The organism is Rhizobium sp. BK376, from assembly GCF_004341625.1.
GTDB lineage: Bacteria > Pseudomonadota > Alphaproteobacteria > Rhizobiales > Rhizobiaceae > Rhizobium.
Window position 1 is genome coordinate 56,835 of record NZ_SLZG01000003.1, and the last position, 24,097, is coordinate 80,931.

Genomic DNA, 24,097 nt, shown 5'->3' on the forward strand with positions numbered 1-24,097 from the left:
GACATCATGTGGAATATTCGGAAAAAAGGCGCCCTTCCGTTTGTGGCGCTTCTGTCCTTCTCCATTGCCTTTGCCGGTTTGCCATTTCACGAGTTGCCCGGCATCCTGCGGACGCCCGTGGCCTTGGCCGATGGTTCCGACAGCATCGTGACCATTGCATCGGTGGGCGCCAGCAGGCGTTTGAAGCTCGGTCTCAACAAGGCGCTCGTGGTCGACCTGCCCGCAGACGCTCACGACATTCTGGTTTCCGATCCGACGATGGCCGATGCAGTCACCCGCACCTCGCGACGCATCTATCTTTTCGGCAAGACGGTCGGGCAGACGAATATCTTCGTCTTCGGCGAACACGGCGAACAGATCGCAAATCTGGATATCGAAATCGAACGAGACATTTCCGGGCTGCAGGCCAACCTCCGGCGCTTTATTCCCGATTCCGATATCGATGTCGAAATTGTCTCGGACAATATTGTCATGACGGGAACGGTCCGCACGCCCCAGGATTCGGCACGCGCCGCCCAACTGGCCGAAGCCTTTCTGAAGGGCGGTGAGGCGACGACGAGAAAGGAGACCGCCAGCGGCACTGGCGGCGACAGTTCCGTCGCGCTCTTTGCCGAAACGCGCCAAGTATCGCAGATCGTCAACCTCTTGCAGATAGAGGGTGAGGATCAGGTAACGCTCAAGGTTACCGTGGCGGAAATCAAGCGGAGCGTTCTGAAACAGCTTGGTTTCGACAATCTGGTGTCCAATTCCTCGGGTCTGACCGTGGCCCAGCTTGGCAGCCCGAATGCCGATTCGGCCATCAGCACGGCAGGCGGCGGCATCGCTGCCTTGTTCAAGAGTGCAATCGGTAAATACGATATCTCCACCTACCTGAATGCGATGGAGCAGGCGAAGGCAATTCGTACGCTGGCCGAGCCGACCCTGACCGCAATCTCCGGCCAGGCAGCCACCTTCAATTCCGGTGGCCAGACGCTTTACTCCACGACGGACAATCAGGGCACGGTGACGATTACGCCGTACACCTATGGCATAAGCCTCGCCTTCACGCCGGTTGTCTTGTCTGCAGGAAGAATAAGCTTGCATATCCAGACGCAGGTTTCGGAACCCGTCGGCACGGCCGGGCAAGCCACCTATAATCAGCGCGCTGCCGACACGTCGGTCGAGCTACCCTCCGGCGGTTCGATCGCATTGGCCGGCCTGCTGAGCGATAACATTCAGAACACCACGAATGGCACGCCCGGCGTTTCCAAGATACCGATCCTCGGCACGCTTTTCCGCCAGAAGAGCTTCGAGCGCGACGAAAGCGAGCTCGTCATCATAGCGACACCCTATCTGGTGCGCCCCGTCGCACGCAATCAGCTGGCGCGGCCCGATGATAACTTTTCGCCCGCCGGCGATGGGGGAACCTTCTTCCTGAACCGTGTCAACAAGATCTACGGCCGGCGCGATACGCCGGTTGCCGATGCCGAATTCCACGGCTCCGTCGGCTTCATCTACAAGTGAGGCCGCGGCTCATGACGCATCATCTTTCCATCAGCCCCATGAAAGACCGATCGATGGCCAGCCCTGAATGCAATGCATCCCGTATCGCACGGCTGTCGTTCGCCGCCGTCACCCTCATCGCTTTGGCCGCTTCGGTCAGCAGCTGCGCCAACCCCAAGGACGGCATGGTGACGGGCGCTCTCTCGGACGATTACCGCCAGCGTCATCCGATCGTGCTCACGCAGGCCGAGCATAATGTCGACATTCCGGTCTCTGCCGGCCAGCGCGGCCTGACGTCAGGCGCCCGCGATACAGTTCGCGGGTTCACGCAGGACTACAAGGCGCATTCCACCGGAACCGTCGAAATTCTCGCGCCGCAGGGGTCGCCGAATTCGCGCTCGGTCGTGGCCTTGCGTCAGCAGATACGTCGTGAACTGGTCGCCAACGGTGTCCCGTCGCGGCTCATCGTCGACAGCATCTACCCTGCCGATGGCGCGGGTGACGCCGCACCCATCCGCCTGCGCTTCACGGCAACGACTGCCGTTACCAATGCCTGCGGACAGTGGCCTGCAGACCTCTCAGCCAATGCCTTCGACAACCAGAATTACTACAATTTCGGCTGCGCCCAGCAGAACAATCTGGCGGCTCAGGTTGCCAACCCGACCGACCTCATTGCGCCACGCGCCCAGACCCCGATAGATGCCGAACAGCGCAGCAAGGTCATCGATGGCTATCGAAGCGGTTCGACTCCCACGAGTACTGCGACAATCGGCGGTCTCGGCGGCAACGGCTTCTAACAGGAATTTCCGGTTGAGGCCGGGTTAACAGGACAAGGCCATGAACGCGATCGAATACGATATCAGGACGGAAGCGGGGGACATCGACGATGTACCGCGGACCGACGATCTCGAAAACATGCGACCGCTGCCGCGCATCTCGGTTCACGCATTCTGCGAAAGCGAGGCTTTGCAGCATCTGATGGAGCGCTGCGGCAGCGACCGGCGAATGGCCAAGGTCAGCCTTCGCATCACCAGCGGCGGCACGGCGGCGGCAGCGAACATGTTTGCCAGCACGGCGACACCGAACCTCATCATTCTGGAAACCCGTGCAAATCCGTCCAGCCTTCTTGCAGATCTGGCGCCGCTGGCCGCCGTCTGCGACCCGAGCACCAAGGTCATCATCGTCGGCTACCACAACGACATCGGCCTTTATCGCGAACTGATCCGCAATGGCATTTCGGAATATATCGTCCAGCCCGTCTCCATGACGGATATCATGTCGGCCATGGCCGCGATCTTTGTCGATCCGGAAGCCGAACCGCTCGGCCGCAGCATCGCCTTCATCGGCGCCAAAGGCGGCGTCGGCGCATCGACCATCGCTCACAATTGCGCCTTCGGAATTTCCAGCCTTTTCTCGACCGAGACCATTCTGGCAGATCTCGATCTTCCCTATGGCACGGCGAATATCGATTTCGATCAGGATCCGGCTCAGGGCATCGCCGAGGCCGTCTTCGCGCCCGAGCGTCTGGACGAGGTCTTCCTCGATCGCCTGCTGACGAAGTGCTCGACCCACCTGTCGCTACTCGCCGCTCCGTCGATGCTCGATCGCGCATATGATTTCGATGGCACCGCCTTCCAGCCAGTGCTCGACGTGCTGCAGCGCAGTGCGCCAGTGGCCGTGCTCGATGTGCCTCACGCATGGTCGGAATGGACACGGTCGGTGCTTGCCGCTGTCGACGAGGTCGTGATCTGCGCAATTCCGGATCTTGCCAACCTGCGCAACGCCAAGAACCAGTTGGATGCGCTGCGCAAGCTGCGTCCCAACGACAAGGCCCCCCATCTCATCCTCAACCAGGTCGGCATGCCCAAGCGACCGGAGATCGCGCCCGCTGAATTTTGCGAGCCGCTTGAAACCGATCCGATCGCCATCATTCCCTTTGATATCCACCTCTTCGGCAATGCCGCCAATAGCGGCCGCATGATCGCGGAGACTGATCCGAAGTCCGCGGTGGCGGAAACATTTTCACAGATATCGCATATCGTCACCGGTCGCGTCGCGGTGAAGAAGGCAAAGAAGGGCGGGCTTATGGGCCTGCTCAGGCGCAAATGATTGTCAGGCACTCTTTGGTCGCCGCAGACGGACTGATCCAAGGGTGCCGAGAGTTGCAGGAATGCTCGCCCTGGCTTCTCGGGTCAAAGTGTTCCGTCGAATAGAAATGGATTGTCGGCATGTTTGGCAAACGCGGAAATGAAGGTTTTGGAAAGAGCGGAGCTGGAGCTCCGCCTCCGACCCCGTCGCATGCGCCGACGCCGACGCCGAATGTCAGTGCGCCGCCGCAAAGTTCGACCACACTGATGGAACCGGCTCGCGAAAGCGCGAGCCCGCGCCAGCAGGTAACGCCGCCCCCGATGCAAACGCCGCAGCGCCGTCGCCCGGCCCGCACTGAAGAGTATTACGATACCAAGGCTCAGGTCTTCGGCGCGCTGATCGATACGATCGATCTCTCGCAGCTCTCCAAGCTCGACGGCGAAAGCGCGCGCGAGGAAATCCGCGACATCGTCAACGACATCATCACGATCAAGAACTTTGCGATGTCGATCTCCGAGCAGGAGGAACTGCTCGAGGACATCTGCAACGACGTTCTGGGCTACGGTCCGCTGGAACCGCTGCTGGCGCGCGACGACATTGCCGATATCATGGTCAATGGCGCCGGCCAGACCTTCATCGAAGTCGGCGGCAAGACGATCGAGTCCGAAATCCGCTTCCGCGACAATTCCCAGCTGCTGTCGATCTGCCAGCGCATCGTCAGCCAGGTCGGCCGCCGCGTCGATGAATCGAGCCCGATCTGCGACGCCCGCCTTCCCGACGGCTCGCGTGTCAACGTCATCGCGCCGCCCTTGGCGATCGATGGCCCCGCGCTCACCATCCGTAAGTTCAAAAAGGACAAGCTGACGCTCGATCAGCTCGTCCGCTTCGGGGCAATCACGCCAGAAGGTGCGACCGTCCTGCAGATCATCGGTCGCGTGCGCTGCAATGTCGTCATCTCGGGCGGTACCGGCTCCGGCAAGACGACGCTCCTGAATTGCCTGACGCGCTACATCGACACCGACGAACGCGTCATCACCTGCGAGGACACTGCGGAACTGCAGCTGCAGCAGCCGCATGTCGTGCGCCTGGAAACCCGCCCGCCCAATATCGAGGGCGAGGGCGAGATTACCATGCGCGATCTCATCAAGAACTGCCTTCGTATGCGTCCCGAACGCATCATCGTCGGCGAAGTGCGCGGACCCGAAGTCTTCGACCTCCTGCAGGCGATGAATACGGGCCATGACGGTTCCATGGGCACCATCCACGCCAACAATCCGCGCGAATGCCTGAGTCGTATGGAATCCATGATCGCCATGGGCGGCTATACGCTGCCGGCGAAAACCGTCCGCGAAATCATTGCGAGCTCCGTCGACGTCGTCATCCAGGCGGCCCGCTTGCGCGACGGCTCCCGCCGCATCACCCAGATCACCGAGGTGGTCGGCATGGAAGGCGACGTGATCATCACTCAGGACCTGATGCGCTACGAAATCGAGGGCGAGGACGCAGCCGGCCGCCTGATCGGTCGCCATGTGGCAACCGGCATCGGCAAGCCGCATTTCTGGGATCGCGCCCGTTACTACAACGAGGAAAAGCGCCTTGCCGCCGCCCTCGACGAGATGGAAGACAAGTCGAAGGTCTAAGGGATGTTCGGAATCGATCCGGTCATATTGCTGATAGTCGTCCTTGCCGCCGTCTCCGCGGCGGCGATCTGCTATACCTTTCTTTATTCCCAGATCGAGAGCCAGAAGAAGGCCGAGATTCGCGTCAACCGCGTCAAATCGGCCGAGGTCGATCGTGTCAAGGTCAAGGCTGCCCGCGACCGTGTCCAGGAAATGTCGAAGCGACGCAAGTCCGTGCAGGATTCCCTGAAGGACCTGGAAAAGCGGCAGCAGGAAAAGAGCAAGAAGGCCCTATCGCTCAAGTCGAGGCTCACACAGGCGGGTCTGCCGATCACGCCATCGCGCTTCTATATCTTCAGCGTGCTGTTCGGCCTGTTCGTTCTGGTCGTTGCCTTTATCGCCGGTGCGCCCAAGCCTGTCGTGTTCGGATTGCCCTTCGCTGCCGCCTTTGGTCTTCCGCGCTGGGTCGTCGGCTTTCTCATCAAGCGCCGCCAGAACAAATTTCTCGAGGAATTCCCGAATGCGCTTGATGTCATTACCCGTTCGTTGCGCTCTGGCCTGCCGCTGAACGACGCGGTGCGCCTGGTCGCCTCGGAAGCCCAGGAGCCGGTGAAGACCGAGTTCCGTCGCGTAATCGAGGCACAGCAGGTAGGATTGAGCATGTCCGAGGCATGTGCGCGTATGACCAGCCACCTGCCGCTTCAGGAAGTCAATTTCTTCGCGATCGTCATCGCAATTCAGTCCCAGGCCGGCGGCAATCTCTCGGAAGCGCTCGGAAACCTTTCGAAGGTGCTGCGTGAACGCAAGAAGATGAAGGCGAAAGTGAGTGCACTCTCGATGGAGGCCAAGGCTTCCGCCGTCATTATCGGCGCCCTGCCTTTCATTGTCGCAACGCTCGTCTACCTGACCTCACCGGCCTACATGATGATTCTTTTCACCGATCCGCGAGGCCATCTGATCATGGCCGGCTCCGCCGTGTGGATGTCGATCGGAATTTACGTGATGAAAAACATGGTCAGTTTCGATATCTGACCTGAAGGAAGACCCCCATGTCCACTGATCTCGCAGCTACGCTTACCGATCCGGGGATGATCTTGGCGGTCGCCGTCGCAATTGCCGTTTTTGCGACCTTCTACACCATCGCCATTCCCTATTTCGAGCGCGGTGATCTCAGCAAGCGCATGAAGGCCGTATCCACGGAGCGGGATCTGATCCGGGCCCGCGAGCGCGCCAAGTTGAATGCTGACCCGGCCAAGGCGTCGTTGCGCAATCAAAATAGCCGACCGATCCGACAGATCGTCGAGAAGTTCAATCTGCGCGAGGCGCTCGTCGACGCCAACACCGTCAACCGTCTGCGCGCCGCCGGCTTTCGCTCCGAAAATGCCTTGAACACCTTCCTTGTCGCGCGGTTCGTGCTGCCTTTCGTCTTCCTGATTGTTGCAGTCATCTGGGTATTCGCTCTCAATCATCTTGTGACAAGGCCACTGCCGATCCGCCTGCTGACCGTCATCGGCTTTGCCTATGTAGGGTTCTATACCCCGAACCTGTATATTTCCAACGCCATGGGCAAGCGGCAGAAATCGATCAAGCGCGCATGGCCGGACGCCCTCGATTTGATGCTGATCTGCGTTGAATCCGGCATCTCGATCGAGGCGGGCATGCGGCGCGTTTCGGAAGAGCTTGCCGAGCAATCACCGGCGCTCGCCGAAGAGATGGTCCTGACCACGGCAGAGCTGTCGTTCCTGCAGGATCGCCGCCAGGCTTTCGACAATCTTGCCAACCGTACGCAGATCGAGATCGTCAAGGCCGTTACCCAGGCTCTGATCCAGGCGGAGCGCTATGGTACTCCTGTGGCGCAGGCGTTGCGTGTACTCGCGCAGGAAGGCCGCGACGAGCGCATGAATGAAGCGGAGAAGAAGGCGGCCGCCTTGCCGCCGAAACTCACGGTGCCGATGATCCTGTTCTTTCTGCCTGTCCTCATCGCGGTCATTCTGGGCCCCGCCGGCATCCAGGTCATGGATCGGTTCTGACGGCGATATTGCTCCGCCTCCTGCTCGAAGCTAATGATTGGCATCTGAACGGGAGCTACCTGATGTCATCGATTACCGTATTCCTGACGATTGCCGCAACGCTTGCGATCGGCGCCATGAGCCCGGGGCCGAGTTTCGTCCTCGTCTCGCGTATCTCGATCTCGCGCTCCAGAAAGGCGGGGCTGGCAGCAGCCTTCGGCATGGGAGCAGGGGGCGTCGTCTTTGCGACGCTGGCCCTGCTTGGCCTGACGGCGCTGCTGATGCAGCTTTCCTGGCTTTATCTGGTGCTGAAAATTGCAGGCGGCCTCTATCTGGTCTATCTCGCCGTCAAGATTTGGCAGGGCGCGACGCAGGACATCGCCATGGATGTCTCCGGCTCTCCGGCAAGTTCAGGTATCGTGCGGAATTTTGCCTTCGGTCTCGCCACACAGCTCAGCAACCCCAAGACCGCGGTCGTCTACGCCAGCATCTTCGCGGCGCTGCTTCCCGCGCATCCGCCTCTCTGGCTTGCCCTCACGATCCCGCCCACGGTGTTCTGCATCGAAGCCGGCTGGTATTCGATCGTTGCCGTCGCCTTCTCGTCGAACCGGCCGCGCGCCATCTATATAGGTCTCAAGCGCTGGATCGATCGGCTGGCCGGCGTCGTCATCGGCGGCCTCGGCATCCGCCTGATCGCCGAAAGCCTGCCCCGTTAGGCCCAGTTACTCAGTTGACCGCTTTGGTCTCGGTCTTGTCGCCTGAGGCGAGCTTTTGCCAGGATCCCTGCTGCGACAGCATGGAGCGCAGGTAGGCGACATTCGCGTCCGCCTGTTGCTGTGTCAGTTCGCGCCGGGCGATCTGTTCGGCTTCCGGAAAACGTCCCTGCAGGCCGACGACAAGCGCAAGGTTCTGCCGCACACGGCTATCGGCTGCCGGCTGGGCCACAGCCGACCGCAGATAGGTCTCCGCGGTCCTGAGATCATTGGTCAGCACGTAGGACATGCCAAGATTGGACAGGATCGACGGTTCGTTCGGCTGCAGGTCAAGAGCGTCGTGATATTTGCGGCGCGCTTCATCGGAGCGGCCGAGCTGGTCGAGGATCGCGCCTTCCGCCGACACCAGCTTCCAATCGGGGCGATCCGGCGTTTGCGCGCGATCGATGGTCGAGAGCGCTTCGTTGAGCTGGCCCGCGGCCGCCTGCGCCTTGCCGTAGGCGGCAAGCACCGTGCGGTCGCTGGGGTTCGCGATCGCCACCTGCTGCATGACGGCGAGCGCCTGGTCGTTTCGCCCGGTCATGCGCAGCACATTGGCGTAGCTGACGCCGACGGCTGGATCCTTGGGATGAGCGCTATAGGCCTTGCTGAACGATGCGCTTGCGCTTGCAAGCTCCGTCTCGTTCATCTGATCGACCGGCTTGGACATCGTCGGGATAGAACCCGTCGTGATATTGTCTTTCGACGTCGTCGAACATCCGGCCAAGCCTAGCACCAGAATGGCCGCAAACGCTCCGAACAATGGACGAATTTTGAGAGAGGACGAAAGTGCCGAGGCGGTCATGCGCGGTCCCTGAAATCCATGATCCTGCGCCTGGCCTCTAAACGGAAACAGGGAAGGTTTGACGCAATCTTCACTCCAGCAATAATCTGTTAACCCTAACAGAGAGTTAATCCGTTGATTCCCGCTGCGATCGTCGAAGGAAAATTATGGCCCCCTATCAGTTTATCGAACGTCCGACCCCCTTCAATACCAAGGGGAGCAAGACGCTGCCGATCTTCGCCGTGACACCGGCGCATATCGACACAGGCACCATCGATCCCATCGCTCTCGATTGGGCACGCAAGGCGGGTTACAGAGCCGAAAGCGGATCGCTTCTGCTGATCCCGACTGAGGAGGGGCATCTTGGCGGCGCGCTCTATGGGCTGGGTTCCAATCCTTCCGAACAGCCCTTTCTGACAGGAAAGCTGGCGCGCACGCTGCCGGCTGGCGACTGGCATATCGAAACGGCGCCGCTGACCGCCAATCGTCTTTCGCTCGGCTTCGGTCTCGGCAGCTATCGCTATGAGCGCTACAAGTCCGAAAAGGCGCAGGCGCCGACGCTGCTCATTCCGCGGGATGCCGACGCCGCCGATATCAAGCGTCAGCTGGCCGGCGTCTTCCTCGCCCGCGATCTCATCAACACGCCAACCAACGACATGGGCCCGGAGCAGATGGAGGCGGCCTTCCGCGCTCTCGCCGCGCACTATAAGGCCGAAATGTCCGTCATCATCGGCGACGATCTCCTGAAGGAGAATTTCCCGCTGGTGCACACGGTCGGTCGTGCCAGCGCCGATGCGCCGCGCCTGCTCGAGCTGCGCTGGGGCAAGAAGGGACACCGGAAGGTCACGCTGGTCGGCAAGGGCGTCTGCTTCGACACCGGCGGTCTCGACATCAAGCCGGCAGCCTCCATGCTCCTGATGAAGAAGGACATGGGCGGTGCAGCCAATGTCATGGGCCTTGCGCTGATGATCATGGACGCCAAGCTCAAGGTCGATCTCCGCGTCATCATCCCCGTCGTCGAGAACTCGATTTCATCAAATGCCTTCCGTCCCGGCGATATCTACACGAGCCGCAAGGGATTGACGGTTCAGATTGACAATACCGATGCCGAAGGCCGGCTGATCCTGGCCGACGCGCTTGCCTATGCCGACGAGGATGCGCCTGATCTGATGATCGATATGGCAACGCTGACGGGCGCAGCCCGCGTGGCACTCGGCCCTGATCTACCGCCCTTCTTCACCGACGACGAAACGCTGGCGCATGACCTGATCGAGTCCTCGATCGAGACCGACGATCCGCTGTGGCGTATGCCGCTCTACATGGGCTACGACAAGGATATCCGCGCCAAGTTCGCCGATATTACCAATGCGCCCTCGGGCGGCATGGCCGGTTCGATCACGGCTGCACTCTTCCTCAAGCGCTTCGTGACGAAAACGCCAAGCTGGGTGCATTTCGACATCTACGGCTGGGCGCAGAACGAACGCCCGCATTCGCCGGGTGGCGGTGAGGCACAGGCGATCCGGGCGCTATACCATCACATTCGCGAGAGCGTTCGCTAAACCTTTGTCCCCTCTCCGATCGGGGAGGGTTGTCTCATGGCAGGCGAGGGGCCTCGGCCCCTCCCTCCTTTGCGGACAAGCAGAAAGCCCTTGAATCCGCCATGATCTGCCCGCTAAATAAAACGGCAGCGTAATGATATCCGGAGCTTGGCTTGCCGCTTGAATTGTCCGCCTCGCAGGCTCTTGGTCTCTGGCACGGCGTGTCGCTGGAGCAGGTGCGGCTGGACAAGCGCGATCTGACGCTGAGGCAGATGGCGATTCTGCTGCAGATCTATCTCGTGCCGCCGCCGCACACGGTGCGTGGCCTTGCGGCGACGCTTGGCGTCACCAAGCCGGTCATCACCCGAGCCCTGGACACGATGGGCGAGATGGGATTGGTCGACCGCGTTCGCGACGACCGTGACCGCCGCAATGTCATTATCAAGCGAACGGTGACCGGCGCGCTCTATCTGGAAAAACTCGGCGATCTCGTCATGGATCAGGGCCGCAAGCTGCCGCTTTAAGGAAGAATGGAATGTTCGATCGACGACTGCATGCCTTCCGGCCCGACATTGCCGAAGCCTCGCTCAAGGGCAAGGTCGAGGCGGGGCGTTTTGTCGAGGGAGAAAAGGCGCGCATCGCCGTCCCCGTCGCGCCCTTGCGTCCGGCACCTGATGCTATCAGGGGCATCGATACCGAACTCCTTTTCGGTGAAGACATCACCGTCTTCGAGCGCAGGGATGGCTGGTGCTGGGTCAAGGCCGAAAGCGATGGATATGTCGGCTATCTCCCCGAGACGTCGATCTCGAGCAGCATGTCCGAGCCGACGCATATCGTCCTGCCGCAACGGACCTTCCTCTATCCCGAGCCGGAACTCAGGAAGCCCTATGTCAGCGTGCTATCCATGGGCAGCCGTGTCCGGGTGACTGATGCCGTGGAAGGGCCAAGGCACAACCGCTATGTCGTGCTGGAGGATGGCGCCGCGATCTTCGAAAAGCACGTCAAGCCGATCGGCGAGATCGGCGAGGATGATTATGTCGATATCGCGCTCCGTTTCCTGGAGACGCCCTATCTCTGGGGTGGCCGTTCGGGACTCGGCATCGATTGTTCCGGCCTCGTGCAACTGTCCCTCATGATGGCGGGACGCAGCGCCCCTCGCGACACCGACATGCAGGCGGTCGGCCTGGGCGAGCCGATCGAGCGCCAGGAGCTGCGACGGGGCGATCTCGTCTTCTGGCCCGGTCACGTCGCGATCATGGAAGATCCCGAGACCATCATCCACGCCAACGGCCACACCATGTCGGTCGTCCGGGAAAATTTCGAAGCGGCGATCGAACGTATTGGCTGGCTATACGATCGCCCGACCGGCTACCGCCGCCCTTGAAGCAATGGCGGAACTCTAGGCGGCCGGAAACGTTACCCATTTGGATTAACCACTGTGCCGATGCCGGGAGAATATCTATGCCGGTTACTGCAATGGAACTGAAGGTCAAGAACATCGTCAGCAATGGGCAACTTCCAAGAAGCAGCAAGGTGAACGAGCTTCGGAAATTGCAGAGAGAAACGCGCGGCATCCAGCGAGCGGTGATCGGAAGACCGATGACCATAGACGATGGCATTCAGGATGATTTGCGCGTCGTTGAGAAAGCACTCCAGCAGCTCGGTGCCGATACGCAGGACAGCGGCTTGATGTGACTGGCTTTTCAGGCCGTTGCTTGTTGAGAGGGCCTCTTCGGCCACACGCTCATGCCGCCAGTCCAGCCTTCGAATGCCTTCGATAACTGTAGCACCCGCATGTCGCCAAACCGTGGCCCAATGATCTGCAGGCCGATCGGCATGCCGGACCGGGAAAACCCGCAATTGATCGAGGAGGCCGGCTGCTCGGACATGTTCCAGGGAACCGTGAAGCAGATATGCTCGAAGGGCCTTTGCGAATCGTTGGTCGGTGATGCCCATTCGGCGGGGTAGGAAACGATCGGATTGGTCGGGGAAAGCACGGCATCCACCTCTGTAAACAGCTTTCCGCAGGTCTTGCGCATCTCGATCGTCTGGTTGAAGCCGCGCACCGCCTCGACGCCGCTGATATCGGCGCCGCCTTTCGCCCAGTCATGGATGTAAGGCAGGATCGACTGCCGTCGTTCCTCGCTCAGGCCGACGATATCCCCCCAGAAGCGGGCTCGCCAGAACACGTCGAGCCCGTCGAGCATTTCTCGCGTCAGGACCGGCGCGACATCGACAACGACAGCGCCGGCTTCCTCGAAACGCCGCGCTGCAGCGGCAACGGCATCGCGAACCTCGTCATCCACGGCAAGCCCGCAGCCGGCATCCAGCATCAGCCCGATCTTCATGCCGCGCACGTCGATATCGAGATCCATCCAATTGATATCGTTGGGGGGCAGGCTGGTTCCGTCACGCCAGTCCGGCCTCGATAGAGTTGCCATGGAATAGGCGGCATCCTCCACTGTGCGGGCCATTGGTCCCGCACAGCGCCCGACATAATAGGGATCGACCGGAATGCGCCCATGGCTCGGCTTGAAGCCGAAGACACCGGTCCAGCCGGCCGGCAGGCGCACCGATCCGCCGATATCCGTTCCGATATGCAGAGGCCCATAGCCCGCAGCGGCAGCCGCCGAAGCACCGGCGCTCGAGCCGCCGGGGTTCTGTGTCGGGTCCCAGGGATTGCGGGTGAGTTTGTGGAAGCTCGAAAGGCCTGACGACAGCATGCCGTAGTCGGGGCAGGTGGTCTTGGCAAAGAGGATTGCGCCGTCTTCGCGCAGGCGGGCCGCGATCGGTGCATCCTCTAAAGCCGGCGTCAGTTCCGTCGCGCGCGTGCCGAGCGGCACTGGCTGGCCCTTCGTGGCGATCAGCTCTTTGAGTGTCACGGGAATGCCGTCGAGCGGCCCCGTCGGCGCACCCTTTGCCCAGCGCGCGGTCGAGGCGGCAGCCATGCGGCGCGCTTCATCGGGGTCGTAGGCGTAGAGCGCCGATATGACAGGCTCCCAGGCTTCGATGTGCTTTTCAAGCGCCAGCCAGTATTCGCTGGGCGAAAGGCTTCTTTCTGAAAAACGCTTTAGCAGGTCGCGAACGGAAATGTCGGTTTCTTCAGCCATGGTCGATCTCTTGGCGTCTCTCGCTTTGAAAAATCTATCGGCTCGCCTCGCGCGGGTCGAACAGGTCACGCAATCCGTCACCGAGCAGGTTGAAGCCTAAAACGGAGAGGGCAATTGCGAGGCCGGGCAGGATGGCAAGCCACGGCGCAAGCGCCATATAGGTCTGCGCGTCGGCCAGCATCCGCCCCCAGGTCGGCGCCGGCGGCGGCACGCCGAGGCCGAGGAAGCTCAGGCCCGCTTCGGTCAGGATCGCGAGGCCGAGCTGGATCGTCACCTGCACGATGATCCCGCTAATGATGTTCGGAAGCACATGGCGCGTGGTAATAGTGAGCCGCGTATTGCCGAGCGCCCGCGCCGCCATCACATAGTCGCGGCTCCAGGCCTGCAGCGCAGAACCGAGCGAGACGCGGGCAAAGACGGGGACCATGAAGACTGCGATCGCGATGATAGCCGTCAGCCGGCCGGTGCCGAGAAAGGCGCCGAGCACCATGGCCGACAGGATCGGCGGCAGCGCAAAGATGACATCGCAGGCCCTCAGCAGAAGCGACGCGAACAGGCCGCGCTCGGCCGCCGCAAGCATGCCGATGATCGTTCCGATGAGGCCGCCGATCGCCACGGCCGAGACCGAAATCGACAGCGAATTCCAGCAGCCGACCATCAGCATCGACAGAACGTCGCGACCGAACTGATCCGTCCCGAGGATGCCGAAGGTAAGCGGCGGCTGCAGCTTGTGGATGATCTGCATCTTTGCTGGCGGCAGCGGCGTCCAGAACAGCGACAGGACTGCAATGCCGACCAGCACAAGAATGATGACAAGGCCGACAAGGAGGTTGGTGCGCTTGCGGATGCGCCCATAGCGAGAGCGGGAGACGATGATTGGTTCGACCGAGACGGCGCTCATGCATGGCCCCCGGCGCGAAGACGCGGATCAATGACGAGATAGGAAAGATCGACCAGAAAATTCATTACGATGACGAGGCCGGCAAAGAACAGCACCACGTCCTGCATGACAATGATATCGCGCTGTGTCAGCGCCTGATAGGCAAGCCGCCCGAGACCCGGCAGGTTGAAGACGTTCTCGATCAGCACAGCGCCGGCAATCAGGAAGGTGAACTGCAGGCCGAGGATGGTGAGGATCGGCACCAGCGCATTCGGCACGACATGGCGCCAGAGAATGAAGCCGTTCGACAGGCCCTTGGCGCGCGCCGTGCGGATGAAATCCTCATGCAGCGTATCGAGAACAGCCGAACGCGTCACTCGTGTCAGCACGCCCGCCTGCGGGAGGGCGAGCGCGACTGCCGGCAGGACAAGCGCCCGCAACGCCGGCAGCGCGCCGCCGCCCCATCCGGGAAAGCCGCCGGCCGGCATCCAGCCGAGCGTCGTGGCAAAGAGGATGATCAGCAGCAGCGCCACCCAGAAACCGGGCACCGCGATGCTCATCTGCGAGAAAAGCGAGGCGACGACATCGAACACGCCGCCGCGCCGGGCCGCAGCTGCAACGCCGAGCGGAAGCGCGATCAGCACCGACAGGATGATGGCGAGGATTGCGAGTGGCAGGGTCACGGCGAGCCGTTCCAGGATCAGCCCGGCAACGGGGACGCCATAGGTATAGGACTGGCCGAGATCGCCGCTGATCGCGCCTGCGAGCCAGCCGAGATATCGCAGGATCAACGGATGATCGAGACCCATCGCGTGGCGAAGTGCCGCCAATGTCTCCGGCGTCGCCGACGTGCCGAGCGTGATCGCCGCCGGATCGCCCGGCAGGACTGCCATGACCGTAAAGACCAGCAGCGAAACTGCGATCAGCGTCAGGATAAGCCCGATGATCCGGCGGGTGAGGAGGACGATCATTGCATTCCCATGCCGGACCTCTTCCGGTTCAGTATCGATATGTCATTCGGCTGGCGGCTCATGCCACCGGCGGCGTTCTGATGGGTCATTCCTCCCAGGAAACATTCGTCAGAACGTTCGACGGGATCGGTTCGTTTTCCCAGAGCCCCTTCAGCTTCTTGTCCCAGACGCCGAGCTTGGGCATAACGAAGAGATAAAGCGCCGGCACGTCCTCGGCGAGGATCTTTTGCGCTTCGCCATAGAGCTTGTTCTGCTCGGCCGGATCTGATGTCTCCTGGATCTTCTTCATCAGGTCGTTGAAGGCGGGGACCTTGTAGTTGAAGTAGTAGTTGTCGCGCGAATAGATATCGATATCTAGCGGCTCCGCATGCGCGACGATGGTCATGTCATAGTCGCGGCCGGTGAAGACGTCCTGCACCCACTTTGCCGGAAACTCGGTCGGCTCGATGTTCATCGTCACGCCGATATCGGCAAACATCGCCTGCATCACCTGGGCGCTACGCGGCGCATAGGGCATCTGCGGTGTCTTGATGGTGAAGGTGAAGCCGTTGGGATAGCCGGCCTCTGCCAACAGCGCCTTGGCCTTGGCGGGATCGAAGGGCAGGGTGCCGGTCATGTCGACATAGCCCGGATCATTCGGCGTATAGTGGCTGCCGATCGGCGTGCCCAGGCTCGACCATGCGCCGTCGATGATCGTCTTGCGGTCGAGCGCCATCATCAGCGCCTGGCGCACGCGCTTATCGTTGAAGGGTTTGCGCGTGTTGTTCATGCCCGCAACGACCTTAAGCTCGGTATTGCCGACCTTGGTCGTAAGCCGCGCGTCGCCATCGAAGGAACTCATCAGCTCGGGTGCTCCGAATTCCGGAAAGGCGTCGACGTCACCGGCCCTGAGCGCCGCTGCTTCCGCCTGCGGATCGGCAATGAAGCGGAACGTCACCTTGTCGAGCTTTACCTGGACGTCCTTGTTCCAGTAGTCGGGGTTCTTGACGAGATCGACATGGTCGCCCTTGGCCCAGGTGGAGAATTTGAACGGCCCGGTGCCGACAGGCGTCATCTTGTCATTGGCGGCCGACTTCGGACCGACCATGACGGAGGAGGGCCAGCCGAGCCAGTAGAGCAGGCTGCCGGCCGGCGAGGACAGATGCAGCACCAGCGTCTCGGCATCGGGCGTGTCGATCGAGGCGATCGTCGAGAAGAAGCGCTTCTGCGGATTGACGGAGTCGGCGCCACGCGCCCGGTCGAGCGCGAACTTGGCGGCGGCTGAATCGAATGCCTCGCCATCGTGGAATTTCACGCCGGTCTGCAGCTTGAACGTATAGGTCAGGCCATCGGGTGAAATCTCCCAGCTCTTGGCGAGCTGCGGGATGACCTTGCCGCTTTCGTCGATTGCGACAAGCCCTTCAAAAACGTTCTGCCATGTCACCTGGCCGATCGCGACGGGTGCCGCAATCGTCGGATCAAGGCCCGTCGGCTCGACGGCCATGCCGAGGTTGAGCGTGGTCTTGGCGGCCTCGGCCGGCGTCAGGCCCATCAGCATCAGGCCGGCCGACATGGCCACACCCAGGGAAAGGAGCCGGACGAGACGCGTTGAAGACGCGAATGAAACCTTGATCATCATGTTCCCTTGTCTGGCTGCCGTGGCGTGACGACAAACCCCTTTTGAAGAAAATAGTGGCACCGCGCCGGTGCACACACAATGTCAATTTTGTGTGCTCGGTGTAGCCGAAAAAGCTACACAGGAAATTGTCGCCGGATGCAAGCCCGCAGCTATTCTTTCAAGTCACTCCTGCGGTCGGTTCGCTCGCGCATGAAGCGCTCGATGAAATCGAGAAGCTTCGTCGCAGCAAAGGATAATTGCCGATCGGGCGCGACGCAGAGATCGACATGGGTGCGGACACGGCTCTTGCCGCTGAGCGGTATGGCGACCAGCTGTCCCGCCTGGATTTCGCGATTGACGGTCAGCGCGGGCAGAAGCGTGACCGCGGCGCCGCTGAGAACAAGCTCCTTGAGCATTTCCAGCGAGCTCGTGATGAAGACCGGATCGAGCTCCAGTCCTTCCTTCTCGAACAACGCATCGAATGCCTGCCGGAAACCGAAGGACTGTTCCGGCAATGCCAGCGAATATTCGGCGAGTTCTCTCAGCGAAATATCCTGCCGCCCCGCCGCCGGGTGGTTCGGCGCCGCTATCAGGTCGTAGGCGATCTCCGAGCGCAGTCGCACCTTGGCGCCGGACATTGCCGGTGCAAACAGCGTAACGGCAATATCGGCCTCGGCACTGTTGACGGCTTCCACCGCCTGCCGCGCGCTGGTGATCGCTACCTGGAACCGCAGCTTCGGATATTTGAGGCTGAATTCGGCAAGCGCCGGCGCCAGCAGATTGGCGACGGTTGCCCCGTTGGCGTAGATGCTGACGCGTCCGCGCTGCAGTCCCTTCAGGTCGCCGATCAATTGCTGCACATGGTCGAGTTCGCGCAGCGTCCGGCCGGCCCGGGCGGCCAGCAGTTCGCCCGCCGCCGTCAGTTTCACGCCGCGGGCGCTGCGCTCCACCAGTGGCGCTCCGAAATGATACTCCAGGTTTTCGATCTGCCGGCTGATCGCGGTCGGGGCGACGTTCAGGTTCTCCGCAGCCTGGCGCATGGAATTGGTCCTGACCAATTCGTCGAAATACATCAGGGCCCGGATCTGCATTCACTTAAACTCCGCCGTTTGGCATCCTTTTCCTTTAGAGCAATTCCAGCAAAAGTGTTATACGGTTTTGCGTCCGGAATTGCGTCTATTCAAAGAGATAGAGCGGGTCGGCGATTCGAAGAAAAGCGGACGCGCTCTAGGCGATCATCGTCCCGCAGGAAAGCGGTCGCGCCATGCCTTCTGAGCCCCCTCGACCGGGAGCGCTGATGCCTCATAGATACCGCGGGCAATGGCGCGGGCCATGACCGATGTCGCGAGGTGACATAGTTCCATGAAGTCCAGCATATCAGCCATCGGTCGGTGCCCCGTTGAAGCGGCAAAGACCGTGTCGCCGTCGAAGGGCAGATGGGCGGGCAGCAGCGCTCTCGCCAGCCCGTCATGGCCAAGAATGGAGAGGCGGTGCGCCTCGGCCTTGGTGAGCGTCGCGTCGGTGACGATCGCGCCGATCGTGGTCGCTGTAACATTCACGCCTTTCAGGCGCATGGCAATGTCCCTGTCCGAGATCTGCTGCGGTAAGCCCAGCCCGCCGAACTCGCCGCCTCTCTCGAATGGAGCACCCCAGAAATGCGGGCCGTCGCCGATCGTCGCCGAGCCCAGCGCATTGACTGCGACGATCGCCGCAATCCGATGTCCTGTGCTGCTGACGGCACTCGCCGAACCGAGGCCACCCTTGAACGTCGCAGTCGTCGCGCCCGTTCCGGCGCCCACGGTGCCGAGCTGGAAAACGCCCTTCTTCGCAGCCTTGAAAGCGTCGTAACCGAGTTCGCGGTAGGGCGATTGCAGGCCCCAGTCCTTGTTGCCGCCGTTCAGCAGATCCATGAGGATCGCCTGCGGCACGATCGGCACGCGCGTCGTTCCCACCTGTAGCCCACGTCCGGCTTCGCGCAGGCCCGCCTGCACGCCACCGGCAGCATCGAGGCCGAAGGCCGATCCGCCCGAGAGCACCAGCGCATCGACCGTACCGACTGTCATCGAAGGATCGAGCAGCGCCGTGTCGCGTCCTCCGGGAGCGCCGCCCAGCACGACGCCTGAGGCAATCGCCGGCTCGTCGAAGACAACAGCGGTAACACCGGATCCGAGAGACAGATCCGTGACGTTGCCGACGGAAACGCCTTCGATATCGGTGAGGAGATTAAGGAGGTCGGCCACGGGTTATCCTTCGCTCGTCTGACATGCGCAGCATGCTGGCGATAGGATCGCAAAGAGGCCGGAAAGACAAGACCGCCCCCGGCCTGAGGCTCGGAGCGGTCTTAATTGTCGGGACTGACATAAATGGCAGTGGCTAGAGTCCCGGCCGTCGGCCTATGTCAGACATGCATCGGCCTTGCGTTCTGGCGCGCCAACAGGTCACGGATGGCGAGTTTCACCTCATCCGTGTTCCGGAAACGCTGCTCATCAAGATCATGCACATGGAATTTCACGGCGATGAACTTCAACCGATCTTCATCCGGGACAACGATGCCGACGGGAACGCCGGCGTATTCGATCACTTGCTTCTTCATAAAAAATACTCCCACTGCACTCACGTGGCGCAGATACGGCGAATTGACAGTTTTGGTCCGAGTGGGGGACGAACGTCACATTCGACAGCGCGGGCGGGAGAGTGCGCCCGAGCGGTCATGGCCAAGCACGAACCGCCCAAGGCCAAAAGCGATGACTTCGTATACCTGCATATCACTTTCCTTAGTTGGCGTTGTACTTGTATGGCTTTCCGGGCAGACCCGGACAGTCACCGATGAGCCGTTATTAATCTACCAATGATGTAGACTATAACGAAGATATCTACGGAACTATATTCCGAAAGATGTCAAAATGTCGACGATCGGAGAAATAAAATTCTTTTGCCGGCGAAGTTTAGGAAAGAACGATATCACGCTTTCGTACGACTTCGCGCGGCGAGCGGCTCGCCGATCACCGACCTACATTTAGGAAGTCGCAGCCTTATCGACAATGCCCAGTAAGGGTAAAAATAGGATGGTCGCGAAATCACCCTAATGGTTAATGCCGCCTTGAAGGCGGCTACCACCCCTCATCCAGCACCTTTTCCAGGGCCTTCAGGAAGAAATCGGCACTTTCGGGCTGCAGGCAGAGGGGCGGCTTGATCTTCAACACATTGAGGTGATCGCCAGTCGGTTGCATGACGATGCCGAGCTCGAGCAGCCGATCGCAGATCGCGGCCGTTTCTTCGGTGGCCGGCGTCAGCGAATCATGGTCGCGGACGAATTCGAGACCGAGATAGAGACCCATGCCGTGAACGGCCCCGACCAAGGGAAAGCGTCCCATCAGCCCGACAAGCCCGGCCTTCAGGCGATCGCCGACCTCACGTGCGTTCTGCTGCAGTGCCTCGTCCTTCAAAATGTCGAGAACCGTCAGGCCGACGACAGAGCTCACCGGGCTGCCGCCGGTCGAAGAGAAGAAATAGCCTTCCTTTTCCAGTGATTCGGCGATCTCGCGGCGGGTAATGACGGCGCCAAGCGGGTGGCCGTTGCCCATGCCCTTGGCCACGGTGATGATATCGGGCACGACGCCCTGCTGTTCGAAGCCCCAGAAAAAATGTCCAAGGCGGCCGTAGCCGACCTGCACCTCGTCGGCGATGCAAAGACCGCCGCGCTCCCGCACCAGGGCATACATCCTTTCGAGATAGCCGTTCGGCAGCGGAATGCCGCCGGCATTGCCGTAGACTGATTCGGCGATGAAACCGGCAAGTCCCTCGTTCCTTTCCCTGATCCCGTCGAGAACTGGCATTGCCGCCTCGACATAATCTGCGGTTGATTCCGGTCCGCGGAAGCGACCGCGATAGGTATTCGGCGCCATCACGGGATGCACCCAGTCCGGCCGCGTCGTCAGAGCCTGCGGATTGTCGGCAATCGAGGTGGAAACGGCATCGCTTGCGACCGACCAGCCGTGATAACCCTCCAGCAGGCAGAGCATATTCACGGAGCCGGTATGCGCCGCGGCCAGACGAAGCGCCAGGTCGTTGGCTTCCGATCCGCTATTGACAAGAAAGACGCTGTCGAGCCCTTCCGGCGCCAAAGCCGTCAGCCGCTCGCAGAATTCCGCGACAGCCGCATAGTGAAATCGGGAATTGGTGTTGAGCCTTGACCATTGCTGCTCGACCGCCGCCGTCAGCCGCGGATGCGCATGACCAAGAATAGTGACGTTGTTGACCATGTCGAGATAGGCGCGGCCTTGCACATCGAAGAGATGTTCCCGCCAGCCGCGCTCGATTTGCGGCGGATACTGATAGTAATGTTTCTGCGGCTTGGCGAAATGTGCGTCGCGCAGCGCGAGCCAGGCTGTGGCCTGCGGTCTCGGTGCGTCCATCGCCGGGTTGAGAATGCCGGCCGGGGACGGACATATGTCCGCCCAGACCTCGGCATGACCGGCGCTGCAGAAAAGCGGCGGCACCAGCGAGGGCATGCGGCAGAGCTGGACGCGCAACCCGCCCACCGAAGCTTCTTCTCCCGAGACGGTGCCGAGGGGCTCGCCCGCTGCAACTTCGGCGTCCTCTTCCAGCGAGGAGTCCGCGCCGTCGAGATGAAGGCTAAGATCGTCTGACGACAGAACCAGATGCTGCCCCTGCCAATGGATGCGCCCGGCAAAGGGCGCTGCGACTGCGGTGCCTGCCGGCAGGCAGATATCGCTATGCAGGGCGAAATTCTGCGGTGGCTCAAGGCTCAGGGTCTTCGTATGGGTAAGCCGGAATTCGCCGTAGCGTGTTGCCGCAATGCTGGATTCGATCGCGGCCCTTGCGAGCAGCTGCCAGTCCATATCCGGTTTCGACCAGTTGCCGTCCCCGAAATTCGCGCTTGTGACCGAGAGGTCGATGACTGTCATGGTCTCGGATGCAATGTCGGGCAGCAGCGGCAACCAGCCCGTCTTATCGAGCGCAGGCATGTCCACGCCCACCGCCTTGAGGATTGCGGCCTCCATGACATCGGGATCTGCCGAGGTGGCGATCTCGAAGATTTTGCGTTCGTATTCCAGATTGCGGCGGACGTAATCATTGTCCGGATCGATGGAGAGCTGCTGCTCGCCGCTGGCGGCAAGGATGACGGCGCGCGCCACGGTCAGCGGCCAGAGCGCACGCAGCTCCGCATCGTTGAGCGGATAGGCGGCGTGGTAGGCCTGAATTGCCGGAAGGATGGCGAATGCGTCGCCCTCCACGTGATGCAGAAGCGAAGCGCAGGTCACGGCGAGATCGCCGACCAGCCAGCCCTGGATGATGTCGCCGAAATCGATGACGCCATCAGGGATGAGACGGCCGTTGGCATCCGGCCGGCTGACGACGTTGTCGCCTGTCACATCGTGATGAACAGGCTGTATGCGCAGGCCGCTTGCCAGCGGCTGGATCCGCTTGACGGCTGCCACCATCGCCTTGGCGATACGGTCGCGGGTTTCGTTATTGGTGATTGCCGAGAGCAACTGCACGGCAACCGGACCGGCGCGGCGCAGATCCCATTGCAGGTTGCGGTCCAGTCCGAGATGGTCGAAATCGGAGAGATCGCTGGCAAGGCGTGCGCAGAGCGCGCCGAGGGCCGAGATCGAGGCGACCGGGAGGTGCTTGCGGCCCGTCAAAGACTGGCCGTCGAGATATTCCAGCAGGCGGACCCGGTATTCCTGATCGTGCAGGGTGAGGTCGACGATCTCCTCACCACTCAAGGATGGAATGACGGCCGGAACGCGCAGCGCATTTTCCTTGGCCTTGAGATGCCGAATTGCCGCATTCTGCGCTTCGAGTTCGACAACGGCGTATTCCGCCCGGCAGATCTTCAGCACGTAGTGCGCCTGATCGGTTTCGACCCGATAATTCCGGTCCTGCTGGCTGCCGAGTTCGCTGAGCGTGCCGGAAAGTCCGTAATGTATGTGAAGGATGTCCGATGCGTCTTCCGCCGAGACCTCCGGTCTTGGCAATTGAATACGGTTGGCGAGAGCGACGTCGGCCATGGCATCCCCGGAAAGCGGTTATCTACAACAGCAAATAAGCGCAAACCTGCCAGCGGCAAGACAAAGATGCAATCGCCCGTGATACTTAGGCAGGATTGCGTTTCAGATGGTTGCTTCGGGCTATCCGATCGAGGGCTGGGCGACCAACAAAAAGAGCGCCGGTTTCCGGCGCTCTGTCATGCGGCTGCTGTCGACCCTCACCCCATCCTCTCCGACGCATAGCTACCCGGGCTTGCCGGAAAGACGACGGTGCGGTTGCCGTTGATGAAGGTGCGGTGGTGGATATGGGCATGGATGGCGCGGGCAAGCACCTGGCTTTCGACATCGCGGCCCATCGAGACATAATCCTCGGCAGACTGCGCATGCGTGACGCGCACCGTGTCCTGCTCGATGATCGGGCCTTCGTCGAGATCGGCGGTGACATAGTGCGCCGTCGCCCCGATCAGCTTCACGCCGCGCTCATAGGCCTGCTTGTAGGGATTGGCGCCCTTGAAGCTCGGCAGGAAGGAATGGTGGATGTTGATGATGCGGCCGGACATCTTGCGGCACATGGCGTCCGACAGGACCTGCATGTAGCGGGCAAGCACGATCAGCTCGGTGCCGCTCTGGTCGGCAAGGTCCAGAAGCTGGGCTTCCGCCTGCGGCTTGTTTTCCTTGGTGACGCGGATGTGGTGGAAGGGGATGTCGTGGTTGACGACGACCTTCTGGTAGTCGAAATGGTTGGAGACGACGCCGACGATATCGATCGGCAGCGCACCGATCTTCCAGCGATAGAGCAGGTCGTTGAGGCAATGGCCGAAGCGCGACACCATCAACAGCACCTTCATGCGCTTGGTGGCATCGTGCAGCTCGGCATCCATGGCGAATTTCTCTGCCACCGGCCTGAAGCCCTCGACCAGCGCCTCTGACCCAACCCCTTCCTCCGAGATGAAGCTGACGCGCATGAAGAACTTGCCGGTGTCGAGATCGTCGAACTGCGAGCTGTCGACGATGTTGCAGCCCTGCTCGGCCAGATAGTTCGATATCGCCGCAACAATCCCGCGCGTCGACTTGCAGGATACCGTCAGAACGTAGCTCTTCATGTCGTTTTCCTCTGTGGCAGGTGATGCCGCCTGCTTAAATCAAATGAAAAGCGCCGGATAGGTCGAGGAAATTTCATTTCTGCGACAATGAGTGTGGCAAGCCCTCAAATTCCTGCAGGATTGGTCTCGACCCTCGGTGCTCCCTGC

Annotated in this window: 21 protein-coding genes; 11 read left to right on the forward strand and 10 right to left on the reverse strand. The window is 61.1% G+C overall.

Going from position 1 to position 24,097, the window contains the following annotated elements; genetic code table 11:
* The first annotated feature begins 6 nt into the window (after positions 1–6).
* From EV561_RS08640 to EV561_RS08670, 7 genes are all read left to right on the forward strand, one after another.
* A complete protein-coding gene (locus EV561_RS08640) occupies positions 7–1,503 on the forward strand; it encodes a type II and III secretion system protein family protein (RefSeq protein ID WP_132520120.1) in 1,497 nt (498 codons plus the stop codon).
* A 53-nt stretch (positions 1,504–1,556) separates the two neighbouring features.
* Positions 1,557–2,279: a CpaD family pilus assembly protein gene (locus EV561_RS08645; protein ID WP_132520123.1), complete on the forward strand. Its 723-nt coding sequence runs from the start codon at positions 1,557–1,559 to the stop codon at positions 2,277–2,279.
* Positions 2,280–2,319: 40 nt separating this feature from the next.
* On the forward strand, positions 2,320–3,591 hold the full coding sequence (locus tag EV561_RS08650; RefSeq protein ID WP_132520126.1) for a CpaE family protein: 1,272 nt from the start codon (positions 2,320–2,322) through the stop codon (positions 3,589–3,591).
* A gap of 119 nt (positions 3,592–3,710) precedes the next feature.
* Positions 3,711–5,210 (forward strand): CpaF family protein, encoded by a 1,500-nt coding sequence (locus tag EV561_RS08655; RefSeq protein ID WP_132520129.1) that lies wholly within the window; start codon positions 3,711–3,713, stop codon positions 5,208–5,210.
* 3 nt (positions 5,211–5,213) lie between these two features.
* On the forward strand, positions 5,214–6,221 hold the full coding sequence (locus EV561_RS08660; protein WP_132520132.1) for a type II secretion system F family protein: 1,008 nt from the start codon (positions 5,214–5,216) through the stop codon (positions 6,219–6,221).
* 17 nt (positions 6,222–6,238) lie between these two features.
* Positions 6,239–7,219, forward strand: a complete 981-nt coding sequence (locus tag EV561_RS08665; protein ID WP_132520135.1) for a type II secretion system F family protein — start codon at positions 6,239–6,241, stop codon at positions 7,217–7,219.
* 62 nt (positions 7,220–7,281) lie between these two features.
* On the forward strand, positions 7,282–7,914 hold the full coding sequence (locus tag EV561_RS08670) for a LysE family translocator (RefSeq protein WP_132520138.1): 633 nt from the start codon (positions 7,282–7,284) through the stop codon (positions 7,912–7,914).
* Between the two features lie 10 nt (positions 7,915–7,924).
* Here EV561_RS08670 and EV561_RS08675 read toward each other — a convergent pair whose 3' ends face one another.
* Positions 7,925–8,755 (reverse strand): tetratricopeptide repeat protein, encoded by an 831-nt coding sequence (locus EV561_RS08675; RefSeq protein WP_132520141.1) that lies wholly within the window; start codon positions 8,753–8,755, stop codon positions 7,925–7,927.
* 146 nt (positions 8,756–8,901) lie between these two features.
* Here EV561_RS08675 and EV561_RS08680 point away from each other — a divergent pair, with 146 nt between their 5' ends.
* The 4 genes from EV561_RS08680 (at position 8,902) to EV561_RS08695 (ending at position 11,967) form a co-directional block, all read left to right on the forward strand.
* Positions 8,902–10,293, forward strand: coding sequence for a M17 family metallopeptidase (locus EV561_RS08680; RefSeq protein WP_132520144.1), 1,392 nt, complete (start codon positions 8,902–8,904; stop codon positions 10,291–10,293).
* Between the two features lie 152 nt (positions 10,294–10,445).
* Positions 10,446–10,796 carry a MarR family winged helix-turn-helix transcriptional regulator gene (locus tag EV561_RS08685; RefSeq protein ID WP_132520147.1) on the forward strand — a complete coding sequence of 117 codons (351 nt, stop codon included), beginning with the start codon at positions 10,446–10,448 and terminating at the stop codon, positions 10,794–10,796.
* An 11-nt stretch (positions 10,797–10,807) separates the two neighbouring features.
* Positions 10,808–11,656: an NlpC/P60 family protein gene (locus EV561_RS08690; RefSeq protein ID WP_132520150.1), complete on the forward strand. Its 849-nt coding sequence runs from the start codon at positions 10,808–10,810 to the stop codon at positions 11,654–11,656.
* A 92-nt stretch (positions 11,657–11,748) separates the two neighbouring features.
* On the forward strand, positions 11,749–11,967 hold the full coding sequence (locus EV561_RS08695) for a hypothetical protein (RefSeq protein WP_245512632.1): 219 nt from the start codon (positions 11,749–11,751) through the stop codon (positions 11,965–11,967).
* 8 nt (positions 11,968–11,975) lie between these two features.
* Here the strand turns inward: EV561_RS08695 and EV561_RS08700 are convergent, their stop codons facing one another.
* The 9 genes from EV561_RS08700 to purU form a co-directional block, all read right to left on the reverse strand.
* Positions 11,976–13,382 carry an amidase gene (locus tag EV561_RS08700; protein ID WP_132520156.1) on the reverse strand — a complete coding sequence of 469 codons (1,407 nt, stop codon included), beginning with the start codon at positions 13,380–13,382 and terminating at the stop codon, positions 11,976–11,978.
* Between the two features lie 34 nt (positions 13,383–13,416).
* On the reverse strand, positions 13,417–14,283 hold the full coding sequence (locus tag EV561_RS08705) for an ABC transporter permease (RefSeq protein ID WP_132520159.1): 867 nt from the start codon (positions 14,281–14,283) through the stop codon (positions 13,417–13,419).
* A complete protein-coding gene (locus EV561_RS08710) occupies positions 14,280–15,233 on the reverse strand; it encodes an ABC transporter permease (RefSeq protein ID WP_132520162.1) in 954 nt (317 codons plus the stop codon). Before EV561_RS08710 ends, EV561_RS08705 begins: the two co-directional genes overlap by 4 nt.
* A gap of 85 nt (positions 15,234–15,318) precedes the next feature.
* Entirely contained in the window at positions 15,319–16,848 is a 1,530-nt protein-coding gene (locus tag EV561_RS08715; RefSeq protein ID WP_188079894.1) for an ABC transporter substrate-binding protein, read from the reverse strand.
* A 152-nt stretch (positions 16,849–17,000) separates the two neighbouring features.
* On the reverse strand, positions 17,001–17,921 hold the full coding sequence (locus EV561_RS08720) for a LysR family transcriptional regulator (RefSeq protein ID WP_132520168.1): 921 nt from the start codon (positions 17,919–17,921) through the stop codon (positions 17,001–17,003).
* A gap of 144 nt (positions 17,922–18,065) precedes the next feature.
* Positions 18,066–19,070, reverse strand: a complete 1,005-nt coding sequence (locus EV561_RS08730; RefSeq protein WP_132520174.1) for a P1 family peptidase — start codon at positions 19,068–19,070, stop codon at positions 18,066–18,068.
* Positions 19,071–19,228: 158 nt separating this feature from the next.
* Entirely contained in the window at positions 19,229–19,423 is a 195-nt protein-coding gene (locus EV561_RS08735) for a hypothetical protein (protein WP_132520177.1), read from the reverse strand.
* Positions 19,424–19,940: 517 nt separating this feature from the next.
* A complete protein-coding gene (locus tag EV561_RS08740; protein WP_132520180.1) occupies positions 19,941–22,868 on the reverse strand; it encodes an aminotransferase in 2,928 nt (975 codons plus the stop codon).
* 197 nt (positions 22,869–23,065) lie between these two features.
* Positions 23,066–23,950: a formyltetrahydrofolate deformylase gene (purU, locus tag EV561_RS08745; protein WP_132520183.1), complete on the reverse strand. Its 885-nt coding sequence runs from the start codon at positions 23,948–23,950 to the stop codon at positions 23,066–23,068.
* Positions 23,951–24,097 lie beyond the last annotated feature (147 nt).

What these genes read in the sequence shown, in the direction of transcription:
- EV561_RS08690 (WP_132520150.1), top strand. Translation starts at nt 10,808, where the DNA reads ATGTTCGATCGACGACTGCATGCCTTCCGGCCCGACATTGCCGAAGCC.
- EV561_RS08720 (WP_132520168.1), bottom strand. Translation starts at nt 17,921, where the DNA reads ATGCAGATCCGGGCCCTGATGTATTTCGACGAATTGGTCAGGACCAAT.
- EV561_RS08740 (WP_132520180.1), bottom strand. Translation starts at nt 22,868, where the DNA reads ATGGCCGACGTCGCTCTCGCCAACCGTATTCAATTGCCAAGACCGGAG.
- EV561_RS08660 (WP_132520132.1), top strand. Translation starts at nt 5,214, where the DNA reads ATGTTCGGAATCGATCCGGTCATATTGCTGATAGTCGTCCTTGCCGCC.
- EV561_RS08645 (WP_132520123.1), top strand. Translation starts at nt 1,557, where the DNA reads ATGGCCAGCCCTGAATGCAATGCATCCCGTATCGCACGGCTGTCGTTC.
- EV561_RS08675 (WP_132520141.1), bottom strand. Translation starts at nt 8,755, where the DNA reads ATGACCGCCTCGGCACTTTCGTCCTCTCTCAAAATTCGTCCATTGTTC.
- EV561_RS08710 (WP_132520162.1), bottom strand. Translation starts at nt 15,233, where the DNA reads ATGATCGTCCTCCTCACCCGCCGGATCATCGGGCTTATCCTGACGCTG.
- EV561_RS08735 (WP_132520177.1), bottom strand. Translation starts at nt 19,423, where the DNA reads ATGAAGAAGCAAGTGATCGAATACGCCGGCGTTCCCGTCGGCATCGTT.
- EV561_RS08715 (WP_188079894.1), bottom strand. Translation starts at nt 16,848, where the DNA reads ATGATCAAGGTTTCATTCGCGTCTTCAACGCGTCTCGTCCGGCTCCTT.
- EV561_RS08665 (WP_132520135.1), top strand. Translation starts at nt 6,239, where the DNA reads ATGTCCACTGATCTCGCAGCTACGCTTACCGATCCGGGGATGATCTTG.
- EV561_RS08680 (WP_132520144.1), top strand. Translation starts at nt 8,902, where the DNA reads ATGGCCCCCTATCAGTTTATCGAACGTCCGACCCCCTTCAATACCAAG.
- purU (WP_132520183.1), bottom strand. Translation starts at nt 23,950, where the DNA reads ATGAAGAGCTACGTTCTGACGGTATCCTGCAAGTCGACGCGCGGGATT.
- EV561_RS08695 (WP_245512632.1), top strand. Translation starts at nt 11,749, where the DNA reads ATGGAACTGAAGGTCAAGAACATCGTCAGCAATGGGCAACTTCCAAGA.
- EV561_RS08700 (WP_132520156.1), bottom strand. Translation starts at nt 13,382, where the DNA reads ATGGCTGAAGAAACCGACATTTCCGTTCGCGACCTGCTAAAGCGTTTT.
- EV561_RS08655 (WP_132520129.1), top strand. Translation starts at nt 3,711, where the DNA reads ATGTTTGGCAAACGCGGAAATGAAGGTTTTGGAAAGAGCGGAGCTGGA.
- EV561_RS08650 (WP_132520126.1), top strand. Translation starts at nt 2,320, where the DNA reads ATGAACGCGATCGAATACGATATCAGGACGGAAGCGGGGGACATCGAC.
- EV561_RS08640 (WP_132520120.1), top strand. Translation starts at nt 7, where the DNA reads ATGTGGAATATTCGGAAAAAAGGCGCCCTTCCGTTTGTGGCGCTTCTG.
- EV561_RS08705 (WP_132520159.1), bottom strand. Translation starts at nt 14,283, where the DNA reads ATGAGCGCCGTCTCGGTCGAACCAATCATCGTCTCCCGCTCTCGCTAT.
- EV561_RS08670 (WP_132520138.1), top strand. Translation starts at nt 7,282, where the DNA reads ATGTCATCGATTACCGTATTCCTGACGATTGCCGCAACGCTTGCGATC.